Raw genomic sequence first — 14,356 nt, forward strand, 5'->3', positions numbered from 1 at the left:
CCATGGCCACCGCAGTCCTGCGCACCGTGGCGGAAGTGAAGGCGTGGGCGGCGGGGCTGCGCCGTGAGGGGCGCCGGCTCGCGCTGGTGCCCACCATGGGTTTCCTGCACGAGGGGCACCTCTCGCTCATGCGCGAGGGGCGCTCCCGCGCCGACGTGGTGGCGACGTCCATCTTCGTCAACCCCACCCAGTTCGGCCCGAAAGAGGACCTGTCGCGTTATCCCCGGGATTTGGACGGGGACGTGGCGAAGTGCGCCAGCGCGGGCGTGGACGTCGTCTTCGCGCCGGAGGACCCCCAGGCGATGTACCCGCCGGGGTACCAGACGTACGTGGAGGTGACGGAGGTCAGCCAGGGCCTGTGCGGCGAGCGGCGACCCGGTCACTTCCGTGGCGTGGCCACCATTGTCACGCAGTTGCTGTGCCTCTTCCGGCCGGACGTGGCGCTCTTCGGGGAGAAGGACTACCAGCAGCTCCAGGTCATCAAGGCGCTCAACCGCGACTTGCACCTGGGCGCGGACATCGTCGGCATGCCGACGGTGCGCGAGCCGGACGGGCTGGCGATGAGCAGCCGCAATGCCTACCTGTCCCCCGAGGAGCGCAAGCGGGCGCTGTCCCTCTCGAAGGGGCTGAAGGCCGCCCAGGCGCTCCTGCGGGAGGGCAACCGGGATGCGGGCGCGCTGGTGGGCGCCGTCCGTCGCGAGCTGGAGGCGGCGGGGCTGCGCGAGGACTACGTGGAGCTGGTGGACGCGGCGCGGCTGACGGCCCTGGCCTCGGTGGCGCCCGGGCAGTCCGCCCGCCTGCTCGTCGCGGCCTTCAGCGGAACGACGCGCCTCATCGACAACATGCCTCTGGCCGGTTAGGAGACGCGGGACGCGTATGACATCCAGCGGCAAGTCGAAGGGACCCGGCGGTGAGCCCGGGGTGAAGGTCATCGCCGAGAACCGGCGTGCGCGCTTCGACTACACCGTGGACGAGAAGCTGGAGGCCGGTCTGGAGCTGACCGGCAGCGAGGTGAAGTCGCTGAGAGAGGGAATCGCCAACCTGTCGGACGCCTACGCGCTTCCCAAGGGAGACGAGCTGTTCCTCCTCAACGCCAACATCGGCTCGTACAAGGCCGCCAGCCTCTTCGACCACCTGCCCACACGGGGCCGGAAGCTGTTGCTGCACCGGGCCGAGATTGACCGTTGGGCGGCGAAGGTGCGGGAGCGGGGTTATTCCATCATCCCGCTTGTGCTGTACTTCAAGAACGGAAGGGCCAAGGTGGAGCTGGGGCTCTGCCGCGGGAAGAACCACGGAGACCGGCGCCAGGACATCAAGGAGCGGGAGACGAAGCGGGAGATGGACCGGGCGATGCGCCGACGTTGAGAGGGGCGCCCGAATTTTTCTCGCCGTACACCGATGGACGACAAGAAGGGTCTCGACAAGAAGGAGCGGCTGCTGGCCGCGCTCGACCAGGGGATGGTGATGATCCACCTGGACGCGCGCCGCCCCGGCGTGCTCGTCCCCGCCTCAATCAGGGGGGAGGCCCACCTGCGCCTCAACCTCTCCTACCGCTTCGACCCGCCGGACCTGACGGTGGGCGAGTGGGGCGTGCGCTGCACGCTGAGCTTCTCCGGCTCGCGCTTCACGGTGGCGGTGCCCTGGTCGGCGCTGTTCGCCATCGCCAGCCACGTGACGAAGGAGTTCTGGATGTACCCGGACGACATGCCGCCGGAGCTGCTCCAGCAGCCCGCGTCGGCGCGTCCGCCGCAGCCCATGCCGGTGGTGCCCGTGGCCGCCGAGCGCCCGCGCACCTTCCTGCGCGAGGTGCCCACCGCCAGCGAGCGCTCCAGCGAGCCTTCCGACGTGGCTCCGCCTCCGGCAGCGCCGGACGGGCCGCCGGAAGACCCGCCGCCGCCGCGACGGGGCCACCTGCGCCTGGTGAAGTGACGCTCAGCGCTCCAGTGCCACCTTGAACTCGACGGGCTCGCCGCCGCGGAAGGTTCCCTTCCACGTGCGGTGGCCCTTGAGCTTGAGCTGCACGGAGATGGGCCTGGCCGGGTAGAGGTTGTCCACGACGAGCGGCGTGGTGCCCACCTCCTGGCCCTCCACCAGCACCGTGGCGCCCGGTGGGTTGCTGATGATGCTCAGGTGGGGCGAGGGCATCGGGACGCCCAGCTTCGCGAGCAGCATGGGAACCACCCACGAGCGCGTCGTGAGCACCCAGAGGCCACCGCCGACCAGCGCCGCGACCACGCCGAGCGCGACGGCGGTCCGCACCCAGCGCCCACGAGGGCGGGGCATGTCCTGCTCCTCCACCCAGTCGCTCTCCGGCCGCGGCGTGCGCGCTTCCAGCTCCAGCTCGTCGGCGGGAGTTTCACGCAGGCTCCGCGGTGGGGGGGCTTCCGGGGGAGGCACGGGCTCCGGCTGCGGAGCCGGCATGCCCTGGCGGGCCCGGCCTGACGACGTGGAAGGCGCGGTGCCGAAGTGGCCGGGCACTCCGGAGCTACCGGGAGCCGGCGCAGGTGTCGAAGCGCCACCCGTCGCTGCGTATGCGGGAGCTCCGCGCGCGGATGTCACAGCACCCGCGTGGCCCCCAGCCCCCGGGGACGCCACATGCACCGGGGTGCCATACGTGGCGGTGCGAGCCGGCGCCGAGCCGGGCGGGGCCGCCGTGGGGAGCGCCTCCACGTCATCGGTGACAGAGGGCTCCTCGGCGCAGAAGTCGCACGGCGCCTGCGGCGCGGACAGGGGCATTCCGCACGTCGCGCAGTTGCGCGTCAGCCGTCCGCTGGCACTGAGCGCCGTCCCTCCGGGCTCGAGCGCCACCTCTTCTCCCTCCGCCACGAGCGCGAAGGGCCCCGGACTCGACGGGCGTGTGGCGCCCGCCGGGGCCGACTTCGCGTCCGTCCCCGCCTCGGCCTGCTCGCGCAGGGTGGGGGGCAGGGAGAGCTGCCGCATGAAGTCGGCCAGCGCCTGGGACGTGGCAGGCTCGCCGGAGCGGGCCAGCCAGCGCGCGAGCGTCTCGCTCAGCGCCTCGGGCGTCGGGAAGCGTTGCTCAGGGGCCCGAGCCAGCATGCGCAGCACGGCGTCGGCGAGCGGCGCGGGCACGTCCGGAGGCAGCGGCGGAACCTCGCGGGACAGGATGGCGTACACCACCGCCATGGGCTCCTTCACGTCATGGAACGGATGCCGGCCCACGAGCAGCTCGTGGAAGACGATGCCCAGGGAGAACTGGTCGCTAAGGGCATTGGCCGGGGCGCCCTGGAGCACCTCGGGCGCGCTGTAGGCCTCCTTGCCGCGGAAGACGCCGGGCTCCGTGAGCGAGCCGCCCTCGAGCCGGGCGATGCCGAAGTCCGTCACCTTCACCTCGCCCTCGCGCGACACGAGGACGTTGGAAGGGGACACGTCGCGGTGGGCCGCCATCACCGGGCGCCCCTCGTGCAGCTTCCGGTACGCGTGGGCGAGGCCCGCCTGCGCCTGGAGCACGATGAAGGCCGCCAGGTGCGGTGGGATGCGTGCGCCCTGCCGCGCGGCGGTGCGCAGCAGCACGCCCAAATCCCAACCGTCCACCAGCTCCATCACCAGGAAGAGGCCGCCGGGGCCCTGGCCCACGTCGTACACGGTGGCGATGTTCTGGTGCTGCAGCAGCATGGCCAGCCGCGCCTCGGCGACGAACATGCGCGCGATGTCCGGCTCCCGCGCCAGTTGCGGCAGCACCCGCTTGATGGCCACCGCGCGCTCGAAGCCCTCCGTGCGCGCCACCCCGAGGAACAGCTCCGCCATGCCTCCGGAGGCCAGCTGCCGTACGAGCCGATAGCGTTCGTTCACGGACGGCCTTCCTCAGGTGACGGGCTGGGTGACCTCGCGCAGCAACTTCCAGGGATAGATGCCGGTGGTGTGTCCGTCGCTGAAGACGAAGGCCAGCGCGTAGTTGCCCACCGGTTGGACTTCCTTGATGCGCAGGTCCGCGGGCACCTTCGTCGCGTCCAGGGTGCGCTTGTTCGTCCACTCGTCCACGCACCCGGCGCACGGGCACTGCTGGCGCAGCAGCTGCGCGGAGGCGGTCGTCCTCGCCCCGTCGTCCCAGCCCAGCTCCAGCCGCGAGCCGTCCGGCGCCACGCGGACATCCGTCCCGGAGACGGGCTTGTCGGCGGGCTTGATGCGGTCCCAGAAACTCAACGTTGCACCTTTCGAAGTCTCAACAGCGCCGCGCCCTCCCTACCATCCTTCGAAGCCCGTGGCGCGTCGAAGCGCGCCCGCGTGCCGCCTATGAGGCGAGCTTGACGGGCAGCCGGTGGCCTTCCAGCCGCACGCCCTGCTTCGCCAGCACCCGCCGCAGCGCCAGCACCACCTGCGGGTCCAGCTGCGCACCGCTGAGGTTGTCGAGAATCTCCATCGCCTTCTCCAGCGGCATGGCCTTCTGGTACGGGCGCGTGGAGGTGCAGGCGTCGAAGGTGTCCGCGCACGCGACGATGCGGGCCAGCAGGGGGATGTCCTCGCCCTGGAGCCGGTCCGGGTAGCCGGTGCCGTCCCAGCGCTCGTGGTGGTGGCGCACGCACGCGCGCACCGCGCCGAGGAAGCTCACCGGGCCGATGATGGCGTCGCCGATGGCCGGGTGCTCGCGCATGATGGCCATCTCCTGGTCCGTCAGCCGCGACTGCTTGCAGAGGATGGACTCCACGATGCCAATCTTCCCGATGTCGTGGAGGATGCCGCCGTACTGGAGCTGGCGCAGCTCGCGCTCGGTGAGGCTCAGCTCGCGGCCAATCTGCACCGCCACGTCGCCCACCCGCTGGCTGTGGCCGCGCGTGTACGCGTCCTTCGAGTCGATGGAGTTGGCCAGCGCGACGATGGTCTCCAGATAGCCCTTCTCCAGGCTCTCGTAGAGGCCGCGGTTCTCCATGTCGTACGCGAGCAGCTGCTTGCTCATGTAGTTGAACGTCTGGGCCAGCTCCCCCAGCTCGTTCTTCTGCGGGATGTCCACCTCCACGCCGAACTTGCCGCGCGCCAGCTCCAGCGCGACCTTCGTGAAGCCCTTGAGGGGCCGCGTGAGGTTGCGCGAGAAGAGCGCGGCCAGCACCAGCGCGACGAGGATGGCCGCGCCCAGCCCCAGCAGGATGCGGCGCTCCATGGCCTCCACCTGCCGGTACGCATGCTCCACCGGTTGCTCGGAGATGATGGCCCAGCCGGCCTCCGGCAGCACCGTGTACGCGGCCACCACCGCGTCCCGGCCCTCGCCGAAGTTGCCCACGTGGAACGTCTCCGTCTCCGGCTGGCGCTCCAGCTGCAGCATCAGGTGCGCCACCGGGCGGCGCCGGGACACGTCCTCGCCCAGCCCCGCCACGCCTCCGCCTCCGGCGACGAGGTGCCCGTGCCGGTCCGCCACGTATGCGAAGCCGGTGCTGCCCACGCGCTCCTGCTCCAGCATCCGCCGCAGCCCCGCCAGCGACAGGTCCGCCGCGACGTAGCCCTTGACGGGCTCGCCCACGGGGAAGGCCATCGTCACCACCGGCCCGTCTCCGTCCGGCCCCGTCACCCCGTCCGCGTAGCGCAGCCCGTCCAGCTTCTCCAGCAGCGCGCGGGCGCGCTCCTCGTGCCCCGCCAGCGAGCTGGGCGACACGTCGTGCCGCGAGAAGGCCTGCAGGCCCGGCAGCCGCTTGCGGTCCGGGCCGAAGACGGTGAGCGCCAGCACCTCGCGCCGCTGTGTGAGCACCGACGCCAGGTGCGTCTGCTGCGCCTCCAGGGGCAGCGTGAAGAAGCCGGGCACGCGGGCCAGCCCCAGCACCGCGTCGGTGGGCTCGCCCAGGAAGTCCTCCGCCTTGAGCTGGAGCTGCTTCACGCGCTCCTGCGCCAGCTCCTGCGCGTCGCGCACCAGCAGCTCGCGCGTATGGGACACGGAGAGCCACCCCACCATCAGCGTGGGGACGAAGCCCACCACCAGCATCAACAGGAGGATGGCTTTGAAAAGGCGCACGGTGCTGCTCCTCCAGTGGCTACTGCCACTGTCCCTTCTGCACTTCGAGCTTGAGTCGCTCCGACGCCAGCTCGAAGCGCCGGGAGGCCCCGGGCTCGGACCGGCCCGCCGGGCCCACCGCGCGCACCGTCCACCGGTAGCGGCCCGCCGGCAGCACCGGCAGCTTCACCTCCACGGTGGCCACGGCCTGGGCGAAGACAGGGGTGCCTTCCGTGTCGTGTAGCACTTCCACCTCGTAGCGCTCCGCTCCGGGCACTGCCGCCCAGGTCAGCTTCACCGGCCCCAGCCGGCCGGCCCGGTCCGGGCGCAGCTTCAGCAGCACCCCATCCTCCGGCAATACCGGCTTCGGCGCCACCAGGGGGGGCAGCGGCGCCGGCGGCGGGGAGCCCTTCACCACGCTGAGCGACTCTCCCGTGGCGACAGGCTGGGTAACGCCCTCGGCCTCCACGCGCACGGGCGGGCCCTTCTTCACGGTGACGGTGGTGGTGCCTCCGTCCGGGCCCACCTCCACGCTGAAGGCGGAGGGCTGCGGCGTGGGTGTCGCCGCCACCTGCCGCCCGGCCGCGTTGGCCGCCTCGGAGGCCAGGGTATAGCGGGCGGCGCGGAAGTGAGACTCCGCCTCCCTCAGCCGCGCCTCGGCCTCGGGGGAAGTGCCCGCGTCTCCGACGAGCGTGCGCGCCGTCTCCAGGGCCCGCTGCGCGAGCACGCGCTCCTGTCCGGGCACCTTCAGCCGCGTGCCCTCGGGCACGGTGGCCGTCGTCAGCTGGTTGAGCGCCTGGATTTCCTCCGCCGCGGCCGGGTCTCCCACGGTGCGCTCCGCCACCTGGCGCAGCGTCTCCTGGGGGCCCACCACCGCCGTGTCCTGCGCGGCGACGCCCAGCCCCGTCATCAGCATGAGGAGCGTCATCCTCATTGGAAGACAATCTCCCTTCCGGCCTGGATGGTGGCCGCCGGGGTGGTGACGGAGAGGGACTGGGTGGCGGGCTTCTCCAGCTCCGCGTCGATGCGGCCGCGCAGCACCGTGAGGTCCGTGCGCGGCTGGCCGGGCCGCAGCCGCGTCTCGGCGATGCCGATGAGCGAGTCGCCGCCCAGGTGCACCGTGCCGCCGTCACTGGCGAAGACGAGGTCCGCGCCCGCGCCCGACTCGGTGCGCACCTTGTCGTTCTCGAAGAGGGGGTGTCCCTCTCGCGCGGCGCTCCAGTCATCCTCGGTGGCGCGCTTTATCTGCACCTCGCCCTTCAGGGCCTTCAGGTGCGCGCGCGGGGTGAGGGCCGGACGGGGGGGCGCGGCGGGCGCAGGCGGCGTCTCCTCGGCGGTGCAGCCGAGCGGCGAGGCCGAGAGCGCGAGCGCGAGCAGCATGGGGGGCCAGCGTCGTCCGTTCACGTGTGGGGGGTTCCGGGAAGCCGCAGTGTAGCGGGAGGGACTCGTGGGAAACGAGCCCGGCCACGCGTACGCTAGTCCAGTCGCCGGTGCTGCAGGCAGGGCAGGTTGCGGCGGACGCGCGCCTGCAGTTCCGGGTCCACCGGCGCCAGCGCCAGCCCCTCGCCCTCCGACGCCCGCGCCGTCACCAGTCCCCAGGGGTCCACCACCATGGCGTGGCCATAGGTGAGGCGGTTGGCGGAGTGTCTCCCACCTTGTGCGGGGGCGAGCACATAGGCCTGGTTTTCAATGGCCCGCGCCCGGAGGAGCACCTCCCAGTGGTCCTTGCCCGTCATCAGGGTGAAGGCCGCCGGCACCGCCAGCAGGGTGGCGCCGTCCTTCGACAGCCGCCGGTACAGCTCCGGGAAGCGCAAGTCGTAGCAGACGGACAGGCCCAGCCGGCCCACCTCCGTCTGGGCGGCGACCACCTCGGTGCCCGGCGCCACGGCGGCGGACTCCTGGTAGGTGGCCCCGTCACCCACCTCCACGTCGAAGAGGTGCATCTTCCGGTAGACGGCCAGCCGCTCCCCGCCCGGCCCGAAGAGGACGCTGGTGTTGTAGAGCCGCTCTCCCGGCGCGCCCGTCTCCAGCACGCTGCCGGCCAGGAGCGTCACTTTCAGCTCCCGGGCCAGCTCGGCCATGCGGGCGAGCGTCGGGCCGTCGAGTCCCTCGGCGGCGGCGGGGCGCTCGGGCTCCGGGCCCATCCACGAGAAGTTCTCCGGGAGACCGACGAGGCGGGCCCCCAGGCCGGCCGCCCGCCGCACGAGGCGGGTGGCGACCTCCAGGTTGTGGCTCTTGTCCGCGGTGGACACCATCTGCGCGGCGGCGATGAGGTGCATGGACCCCGTTATAACGCCCGTCCGGGTCGCGGAACCCCTGGGAATTCCTTGCCCTGTCGGGCAGGTTTCACCCGGAGCAGGAGGGTGCGTCCTTCCTTTACACCCCGACGGGGCGTGTGCTACGGACGCCCCACATTTTTCGATGATGGACCTCGAAAAGTGGGCCGCGTGCCCGCTTTTCGCGTTTTTGGAGACCTGTTTCCCGGATATGTCGGAGAAGAACCTCAAGCAGACGGTGGAGGAGCGGGCCATGAGCCTGCTCGAGCCCATCGTCGCGGGTGAAGGCCTGGAGCTCGTGGACCTGGAGTTCATCCGGGAGCGCGAGGGCTGGGTCCTCCGGTTGTTCATCGACAAGCCGGGCGGGCGGGTGGGACTGGAAGACTGCACCCAGGTGTCGCGCGCGGTGGACCCCGCGCTCGACGTGGAGGACCTGGTTCCGCACGAGTACAGCCTGGAGGTCTCCAGCCCCGGGGTGAACCGGCCGCTGAAGAAGCCGGCCCACTTCGAGCGGGTGAAGGGACAGAAGGTGAAGGTGAAGACGTTCGGGCCGCTGGGTGAGCCCCCGCGCAAGAACTTCACCGGCACGCTGACCGAGGTGGCGGGCGACGGCATCTCGGTGGAGGTGGAAGGTGCCGGAACCTTCCACATCCTCTTCAAGGACATCGCGAAGGCGAACCTGGAGTTCGAGTTCTAGACGTCGACATACAGGGCGCCCCTCCGAGCGGGGACGCCCGTGGACCCTTTTAGGAGAACACCATGGCCACGCAACAAGCCAACCCGAGCGTCAACCTCAACCTCGTCCTCGACCAGGTCGCCAAGGACAAGGGCATCGACCGGGCTGTGCTGATTGCCACCCTCGAGGACGCGATGAAGACCGCGGCCAAGAAGCACTTTGGCCAGGACCGCGAGCTCGAGGCCAAGTACGACCCCGACAAGGGCGTGGTGGAGCTGTTCCAGGCCATCACGGTGATGGATGAAATCGTCGACCCCGTCCAGGCGGTCAACCAGATCACCACCGCCGAGGCGCACAGGAAGGGCATGGAGGTGGAGTCCGGGGACGAGCTCGTCTTCCAGATCTTCTACCGCGACGAGGACGCCGCCGAGGCCAAGGCGCAGGACGACCAGTACGGCGACATCCTCCGCCTGAAGACCTTCCGCCGTGGCTTCGGCCGCATCGCCGCGCAGACGGCCAAGCAGGTCATCCTGCAGCGCACCCGCGACGCGGAGCGGGAGAACGTCTTCAACGAGTACAAGGACCGCAAGAACGAGATCGTCACCGGCATCGCCCGCCGGTTCGAGCGCGGCAACATCATCGTGGACCTGGGCCGCGCCGAGGCCGTGCTGCCGGTGCGCGAGCAGGTGCCGCGCGAGACGTACCGCCCCGGCGACCGCGTGCAGGCCTACGTGCTGGACGTGCTGCGCGAGTCCAAGGGCCCGCAGATCGTCCTCAGCCGCGCCTCCGTCAACCTGCTCACCAAGCTGTTCGAGATGGAGGTGCCCGAAATCGCCGAGGGCATCGTCGTCATCGAGGCGGCGGCGCGCGAGCCGGGTGGCCGCGCCAAGATTGCCGTCTCCAGCCGGGACTCGGACGTGGACCCGGTGGGCGCGTGCGTGGGCATGAAGGGCAGCCGCGTGCAGGCGGTGGTGCAGGAGCTGCGCGGCGAGAAGATCGACATCGTCCCCTTCGACGAGGACCCGGCCCGCTTCGTGTGCTCGGCGCTGGCCCCCGCGGAGGTCAGCCGCGTCATCATCGACGAGGCCAACCACGCCATGGAGCTCATCGTCCCGGACGACCAGCTCAGCCTCGCCATCGGCCGGCGCGGGCAGAACGTGCGCCTGGCGGCCCAGCTGACGGGTTGGAAGCTGGACATCAACAGCGAGAGCCGGGTGCGGGAGCTGCGCGAGTTCGCCAGCCGCTCGCTGGGCTCGCTGCCGGGCATCAACGAGATGCTGGTGGAGACGCTCTACGCCCACGGCTTCCGTCAGGCCCGGGACATCGCGGACGCGAACCCGGAGATGCTGGCGCAGATGCCCGGCATCGACCCCGCCCGCATCCCCTCCATGCAGGAGGCCGCGCGTAAGCGGATGGTGGAGGACCAGGCGGAGCTGTCGCGCATGGATTATGAAAGGGAGCAGGCCCGGCTGGCCGAGGCCCGGCGCCATCCGGACGAGCTCAACCCGTCCGAGCGCATGGCGCGGGTCAGGGGCGTCGGCGAGAAGACCATCGAGCAGCTCATCCTCGCCGGCTACAAGTCGGTGGAGGACATCGCCAACGAGAAGGACCTGGCGAAGCTGGGCGACGTGCCGGGTGTGGGTATCAAGAAGGCCCGCCAGCTGAAGAGCGCGGCGGAGAACTACCTCGTGGAGGAGGCGAAGCTGCGCGCGGAGCTGAACGCCGAGCGTGGCACGATGACGGCGACCCTGGACGGTGGCGCGGAAGCCACCAAGTCGCCGTAAGCTAGGGGAGGGAAGGGAACGTGGGGCGCCCGTCAGGCCGCAAGGCGTCGGGAGAGCAGAGCGCGGAGTCAGGTCCGGTCCGGACGTGCGTCGGATGCGGATCCAAGCGACCGCAGGCGGAGCTCACCCGGTTCGTGATAGGGCCTGGGGGCGCCATCGAGGTGGATAGGGCACGGCGGCTGCCAGGACGGGGCGCCTACCTGTGCGGTGCCGGTTGTCTGACGGCGGCGCTGAAGCGGAAGGCGTTTGGAAGGGCCTTTCGCGGCAAGGCGGGACAGGTTGACCCGTCGCAGCTCGGGCAGGCGTGGGAGTCGGGGACGGGGAGCTAAGGGGTGTGGGGGGGGAGTGGGTGTTAAGGACCACTCGCACACATTTTCGGGTTTGGACTAGGGTGCTGCGCCCCGGAAGCCGGCGGAGCAGAAGGCCAACAAGGGCAATATGTCGAAGAAGCGCGTCCATGAAATCGCCAAGGAGCTCAAGGGCCACGGCATTGAGCTCGACAACAAGGAGGTCGTGACCGAGCTCTCTGCGCTCGGTTACGACGTCAAGAGCCACTCGTCTTCACTCGATGACGACCAGGCGACCGCCGCCGTCCAGAAGATCCTGGACAAGCGCAAGCCGAAGCAGGCCACGCCGCCCGTGACGGCGAAGGGATTCGTCGTCCGCCGCAAGGTGGGCGCGCCCTCGGGTGGTGCGTCCTCGGATGCTGGCGAGGGCCAGCAGGCCGACCATTCGCAGTACGAGCCGCCTCCCGCGGCGTACGAAGCACCTCCGGCCGCCTTCCGGGCCGAGGAGCCGCCGCCGGCTCCCGCCGTCGAGGTACCCCCGGCCCCTGTCGAGGCGCCGAGGGCCGTTGAGTCGAAGCCGGTGGAGGCCGCCCCGGAGGTTCCGGAGGCTCCCGCCGTCACCACCACCCCGCCGCAGCAGCCCGCGCCTGTCGCGGAGGCCCCCCAGGCCCCCGCCGCCGTCGCGGCTGTGTCCACGCCCGCCGCCGAGGCCCCCAGGGCCCCGGTCGAGGCACCTCGCGCCGCCGTGCAGCCGCCGGTCGCCGCGCAGCCCACTTCCCCTGCCCAGGAGCGCACCACCTTGCCCCAACCCCCCACTCGCTCACCGGTCCCGCCGACTGTCCGGACGCCTTCGAGCACTTCTACGTCCGCGACCGTCGTGTCCCGTGGCCCGGGCTATGTCCAGCGTGGTGGTCCTGGGAGTGGTCGTCCTGGCGGTCCGGGTGGCCCCGGTGGCCGTCCCGGTGGTCCGGGGGGGCCGGGTGGAAATCGTCCGGGTGGTCCGGGTGGTCCGGGTGGCCGTCCCGGTGGTCCGGGCGGTCCGGGTGGAAATCGTCCGGGCGGTCCGGGCGGACGTCCCAGCTACCAGGGACAGACGTATCAGGGCCCGGGCGCGCGTCCGGGTCAGCCGCCGGTGCGTCCCACCGGCGCGCCGGGGGTCGGTGCCCAGGCCTCGGCCGGCGGCACGGCGGCTCCCGCGGGTCCCACCATCATGGTGGGCGGCGTGCCCCACGCCCAGGTGACGCCCACGGCGGGCGGTCCTGCCCGTCCCACGGCCACGCAGGCCGTCGTCATCTCGCGCCCGCTCATCCAGGTGCGCCGCGTGACGCCCACGGCCGGCCAGGCCAAGCAGTACCCCATGGCGCCGGGCCGCAACGGCATCCCCGAGCGGCGTGAGTACAAGGTCGTCCCCGACCACCTGGGGCGTGGCCGCGAGCTGGTGGACGTCTCCAAGAACAAGGAGCGGGGCCAGCGCAAGCGCACCAGTGGCGATACGACCAGCGTGTCCAAGCAGGAACTGACGGACATGGTCTGGGGCCGCGTCACCATCCCCATCCGTGGCAAGAAGAAGAAGCCCACGAAGAAGGGCGCCAAGACGCAGATCACCCAGATGGCCGAGGAGAAGAAGGTCATCAAGCTGCAGGAGGGCATCAGCGTGTCCGACCTGGGCCAGCGCATGGGTGTGCGCAGCGCGGACATCATCAAGAAGCTGATGGGCCTGGGGAAGATGGCCACGGCCAACCAGCTGGTCGACGCGGACACCGCGGAGATGCTGGCCACCGACTACGGCTGGAAGATCGACCGCGTCGGCTTCGAGGTGGAGGACTACCTGCCCGAGGTGGAGGCCCGTCCCGAGGACGAGCGTCCCCGTCCGCCGGTGGTCACCATCATGGGCCACGTCGACCACGGCAAGACGAGCCTCCTGGACGCCATCCGCAAGGCCAACGTGGCCGCGGGCGAGGCGGGCGGCATCACCCAGCACATCGGCGCGTACAGCATCTCCACGTCGCGCGGTGACGTCACCTTCCTCGACACCCCGGGCCACGAGGCCTTCACGTCCATGCGCGCTCGTGGCGCCGACGTGACGGACATCGTGGTGCTGGTGGTGGCCGCGGACGACGGCGTGATGCCGCAGACGGTGGAGGCCATCAAGCACGCCAAGGCGGCGGAGGTCCCCATCGTCGTCGCCATCAACAAGATGGACGTGCCGGGCGCCAACCTGGACCGCGTGAAGAAGGACCTGGCCACCCACGAGCTCGTGCCGGAAGAGTGGGGCGGCGACACCATCATGGTTCCGGTCTCCGCGAAGACGAAGGAGAACCTGGAGCTGCTGCTGGAGAACCTGGCCCTCCAGGCCGAGGTGCTCGAGCTGACGGCCAACCCGAGCCGTCCGTCGGTGGGTGCCATCATCGAGGCGAAGCTGGACCGCGGCCGCGGGCCGGTGGCCACGGTGCTGGTGCAGGAGGGCACGCTGAAGCTGGGCGACGCCGTCGTCACCGGCACTCACTACGGCCGCGTCCGCGCCATGACGAACAGCCGCGGCGAGCAGGTGAAGGAAGTGAAGCCCGGCTACTGCGCCGAGGTCGTCGGTCTGTCCGGCGTGCCGAGCGCGGGTGACGCCATCAACGTGGTGGCGGACGAGAAGGCGGCCAAGCAGATCGCCGAGCACCGCAACATGAAGGAGCGGCAGACCGAGCTCAGCAAGGTCAGCCGCGAGTCCCTGGAGCAGCTGTTCGCCAAGACGAAGGCGGGCGGCGGTCCCAAGGAGCTGCGCGTCGTCATCAAGGCGGACGTGCAGGGCTCGGCGGAGGCCGTCAAGCAGGCGGTGCAGAAGCTCTCCACGCACAAGGTCAAGGTGGAGATCGTCCACTCGGGCGTGGGCGCGATTACCGAGGGCGACGTGATGCGGGCGGCGGCCTCCAAGGGCGTCGTGCTGGGCTTCAACGTCAACCCCGAGTCCGGTGCCGAGGCCGCGGCCAAGGCGCAGGACGTGACGCTGCGCAGCTACTCCATCATCTACGAGCTCATCGACGGTGTGCGCGAGGACATGGAGGGGCTGCTGGAGCCCATCCGCACCGAGCGCAAGCTGGGTCGCGCGGAGGTGCGCAACACCTTCAACGTGCCCCGCCTGGGCACCATCGCCGGCGCGGCGGTGCTGGACGGTGTCATCAAGCGCGGCTCGTTCGTGCGGCTCATGCGCGAGAACAAGCAGCTGTTCTCCGGGAAGATGGCGTCGCTGCGGCGCTTCAAGGACGACGTCAAGGAGGTCGCGCAGGGCTTCGAGTGCGGTATCGGCATCGAGAACTTCAACGACCTCAAGCCCGGTGACATCATCGAGGCCTACGAGATCGAAGAGACTCGTCAGAGCCTCACGTAGTCGACAGTCCAGTGCCCTCCTT

13 protein-coding genes are annotated in these 14,356 nt (G+C 70.8%); 7 read left to right on the plus strand and 6 right to left on the minus strand.

The features are described 5' to 3' along the window. Positions 1–2 precede the first annotated feature (2 nt). The 3 genes from panC to ACX9TP_RS11390 are packed head-to-tail and all read left to right on the plus strand — an operon-like array spanning position 3 to position 1,929. Entirely contained in the window at positions 3–860 is an 858-nt protein-coding gene (panC, locus tag ACX9TP_RS11380) for a pantoate--beta-alanine ligase (protein WP_482979727.1), read from the plus strand. A 16-nt stretch (positions 861–876) separates the two neighbouring features. Further along, on the plus strand, positions 877–1,365 hold the full coding sequence (smpB, locus tag ACX9TP_RS11385) for an SsrA-binding protein SmpB (protein WP_482979728.1): 489 nt from the start codon (positions 877–879) through the stop codon (positions 1,363–1,365). Positions 1,366–1,398: 33 nt separating this feature from the next. Further along, on the plus strand, positions 1,399–1,929 hold the full coding sequence (locus tag ACX9TP_RS11390) for a ClpXP protease specificity-enhancing factor SspB (protein WP_482979729.1): 531 nt from the start codon (positions 1,399–1,401) through the stop codon (positions 1,927–1,929). 3 nt (positions 1,930–1,932) lie between these two features. Here ACX9TP_RS11390 and ACX9TP_RS11395 read toward each other — a convergent pair whose 3' ends face one another. From ACX9TP_RS11395 to ACX9TP_RS11420, 6 genes are all read right to left on the minus strand, one after another. Beyond that, positions 1,933–3,810: a protein kinase domain-containing protein gene (locus ACX9TP_RS11395; RefSeq protein ID WP_482979730.1), complete on the minus strand. Its 1,878-nt coding sequence runs from the start codon at positions 3,808–3,810 to the stop codon at positions 1,933–1,935. Between the two features lie 12 nt (positions 3,811–3,822). Then, complete coding sequence (locus ACX9TP_RS11400; protein ID WP_482979731.1) at positions 3,823–4,161, minus strand: DUF971 domain-containing protein; 339 nt, start codon at positions 4,159–4,161, stop codon at positions 3,823–3,825. An 88-nt stretch (positions 4,162–4,249) separates the two neighbouring features. Continuing rightward, the gene (locus ACX9TP_RS11405; protein WP_482979732.1) at positions 4,250–5,956 is read right to left on the minus strand and encodes an HD domain-containing phosphohydrolase; all 1,707 of its coding nucleotides are present in this window, start codon (positions 5,954–5,956) and stop codon (positions 4,250–4,252) included. 19 nt (positions 5,957–5,975) lie between these two features. Continuing rightward, positions 5,976–6,869: a peptidoglycan-binding protein LysM gene (locus tag ACX9TP_RS11410; protein ID WP_482979733.1), complete on the minus strand. Its 894-nt coding sequence runs from the start codon at positions 6,867–6,869 to the stop codon at positions 5,976–5,978. Beyond that, on the minus strand, positions 6,866–7,315 hold the full coding sequence (locus ACX9TP_RS11415; protein ID WP_482979734.1) for a FecR domain-containing protein: 450 nt from the start codon (positions 7,313–7,315) through the stop codon (positions 6,866–6,868). Before ACX9TP_RS11415 ends, ACX9TP_RS11410 begins: the two co-directional genes overlap by 4 nt. 95 nt (positions 7,316–7,410) lie before the next feature. Next, positions 7,411–8,214 (minus strand): carbon-nitrogen hydrolase family protein, encoded by an 804-nt coding sequence (locus ACX9TP_RS11420; RefSeq protein WP_482979735.1) that lies wholly within the window; start codon positions 8,212–8,214, stop codon positions 7,411–7,413. Positions 8,215–8,422: 208 nt separating this feature from the next. Between ACX9TP_RS11420 and ACX9TP_RS11425 the strand changes: the two genes are divergently transcribed. The 4 genes from ACX9TP_RS11425 (at position 8,423) to infB (ending at position 14,334) form a co-directional block, all read left to right on the plus strand. Next, positions 8,423–8,908: a ribosome maturation factor RimP gene (locus ACX9TP_RS11425; RefSeq protein WP_482979736.1), complete on the plus strand. Its 486-nt coding sequence runs from the start codon at positions 8,423–8,425 to the stop codon at positions 8,906–8,908. A 62-nt stretch (positions 8,909–8,970) separates the two neighbouring features. After that, entirely contained in the window at positions 8,971–10,671 is a 1,701-nt protein-coding gene (nusA, locus tag ACX9TP_RS11430; RefSeq protein WP_482979737.1) for a transcription termination factor NusA, read from the plus strand. 134 nt (positions 10,672–10,805) lie between these two features. Beyond that, positions 10,806–11,000 carry a DUF448 domain-containing protein gene (locus ACX9TP_RS11435; protein WP_482979738.1) on the plus strand — a complete coding sequence of 65 codons (195 nt, stop codon included), beginning with the start codon at positions 10,806–10,808 and terminating at the stop codon, positions 10,998–11,000. Positions 11,001–11,109: 109 nt separating this feature from the next. Then, the gene (gene infB / locus ACX9TP_RS11440) at positions 11,110–14,334 is read left to right on the plus strand and encodes a translation initiation factor IF-2 (RefSeq protein WP_482979739.1); all 3,225 of its coding nucleotides are present in this window, start codon (positions 11,110–11,112) and stop codon (positions 14,332–14,334) included. Positions 14,335–14,356: the final 22 nt, after the last annotated feature.

The organism is Pyxidicoccus sp. M15, assembly GCF_056858435.1.

What these genes read in the sequence shown, in the direction of transcription:
- panC (WP_482979727.1), top strand. Translation starts at nt 3, where the DNA reads ATGGCCACCGCAGTCCTGCGCACCGTGGCGGAAGTGAAGGCGTGGGCG.
- smpB (WP_482979728.1), top strand. Translation starts at nt 877, where the DNA reads ATGACATCCAGCGGCAAGTCGAAGGGACCCGGCGGTGAGCCCGGGGTG.
- ACX9TP_RS11390 (WP_482979729.1), top strand. Translation starts at nt 1,399, where the DNA reads ATGGACGACAAGAAGGGTCTCGACAAGAAGGAGCGGCTGCTGGCCGCG.
- ACX9TP_RS11410 (WP_482979733.1), bottom strand. Translation starts at nt 6,869, where the DNA reads ATGAGGATGACGCTCCTCATGCTGATGACGGGGCTGGGCGTCGCCGCG.
- ACX9TP_RS11415 (WP_482979734.1), bottom strand. Translation starts at nt 7,315, where the DNA reads ATGCTGCTCGCGCTCGCGCTCTCGGCCTCGCCGCTCGGCTGCACCGCC.
- ACX9TP_RS11420 (WP_482979735.1), bottom strand. Translation starts at nt 8,214, where the DNA reads ATGCACCTCATCGCCGCCGCGCAGATGGTGTCCACCGCGGACAAGAGC.
- ACX9TP_RS11425 (WP_482979736.1), top strand. Translation starts at nt 8,423, where the DNA reads ATGTCGGAGAAGAACCTCAAGCAGACGGTGGAGGAGCGGGCCATGAGC.
- nusA (WP_482979737.1), top strand. Translation starts at nt 8,971, where the DNA reads ATGGCCACGCAACAAGCCAACCCGAGCGTCAACCTCAACCTCGTCCTC.
- infB (WP_482979739.1), top strand. Translation starts at nt 11,110, where the DNA reads ATGTCGAAGAAGCGCGTCCATGAAATCGCCAAGGAGCTCAAGGGCCAC.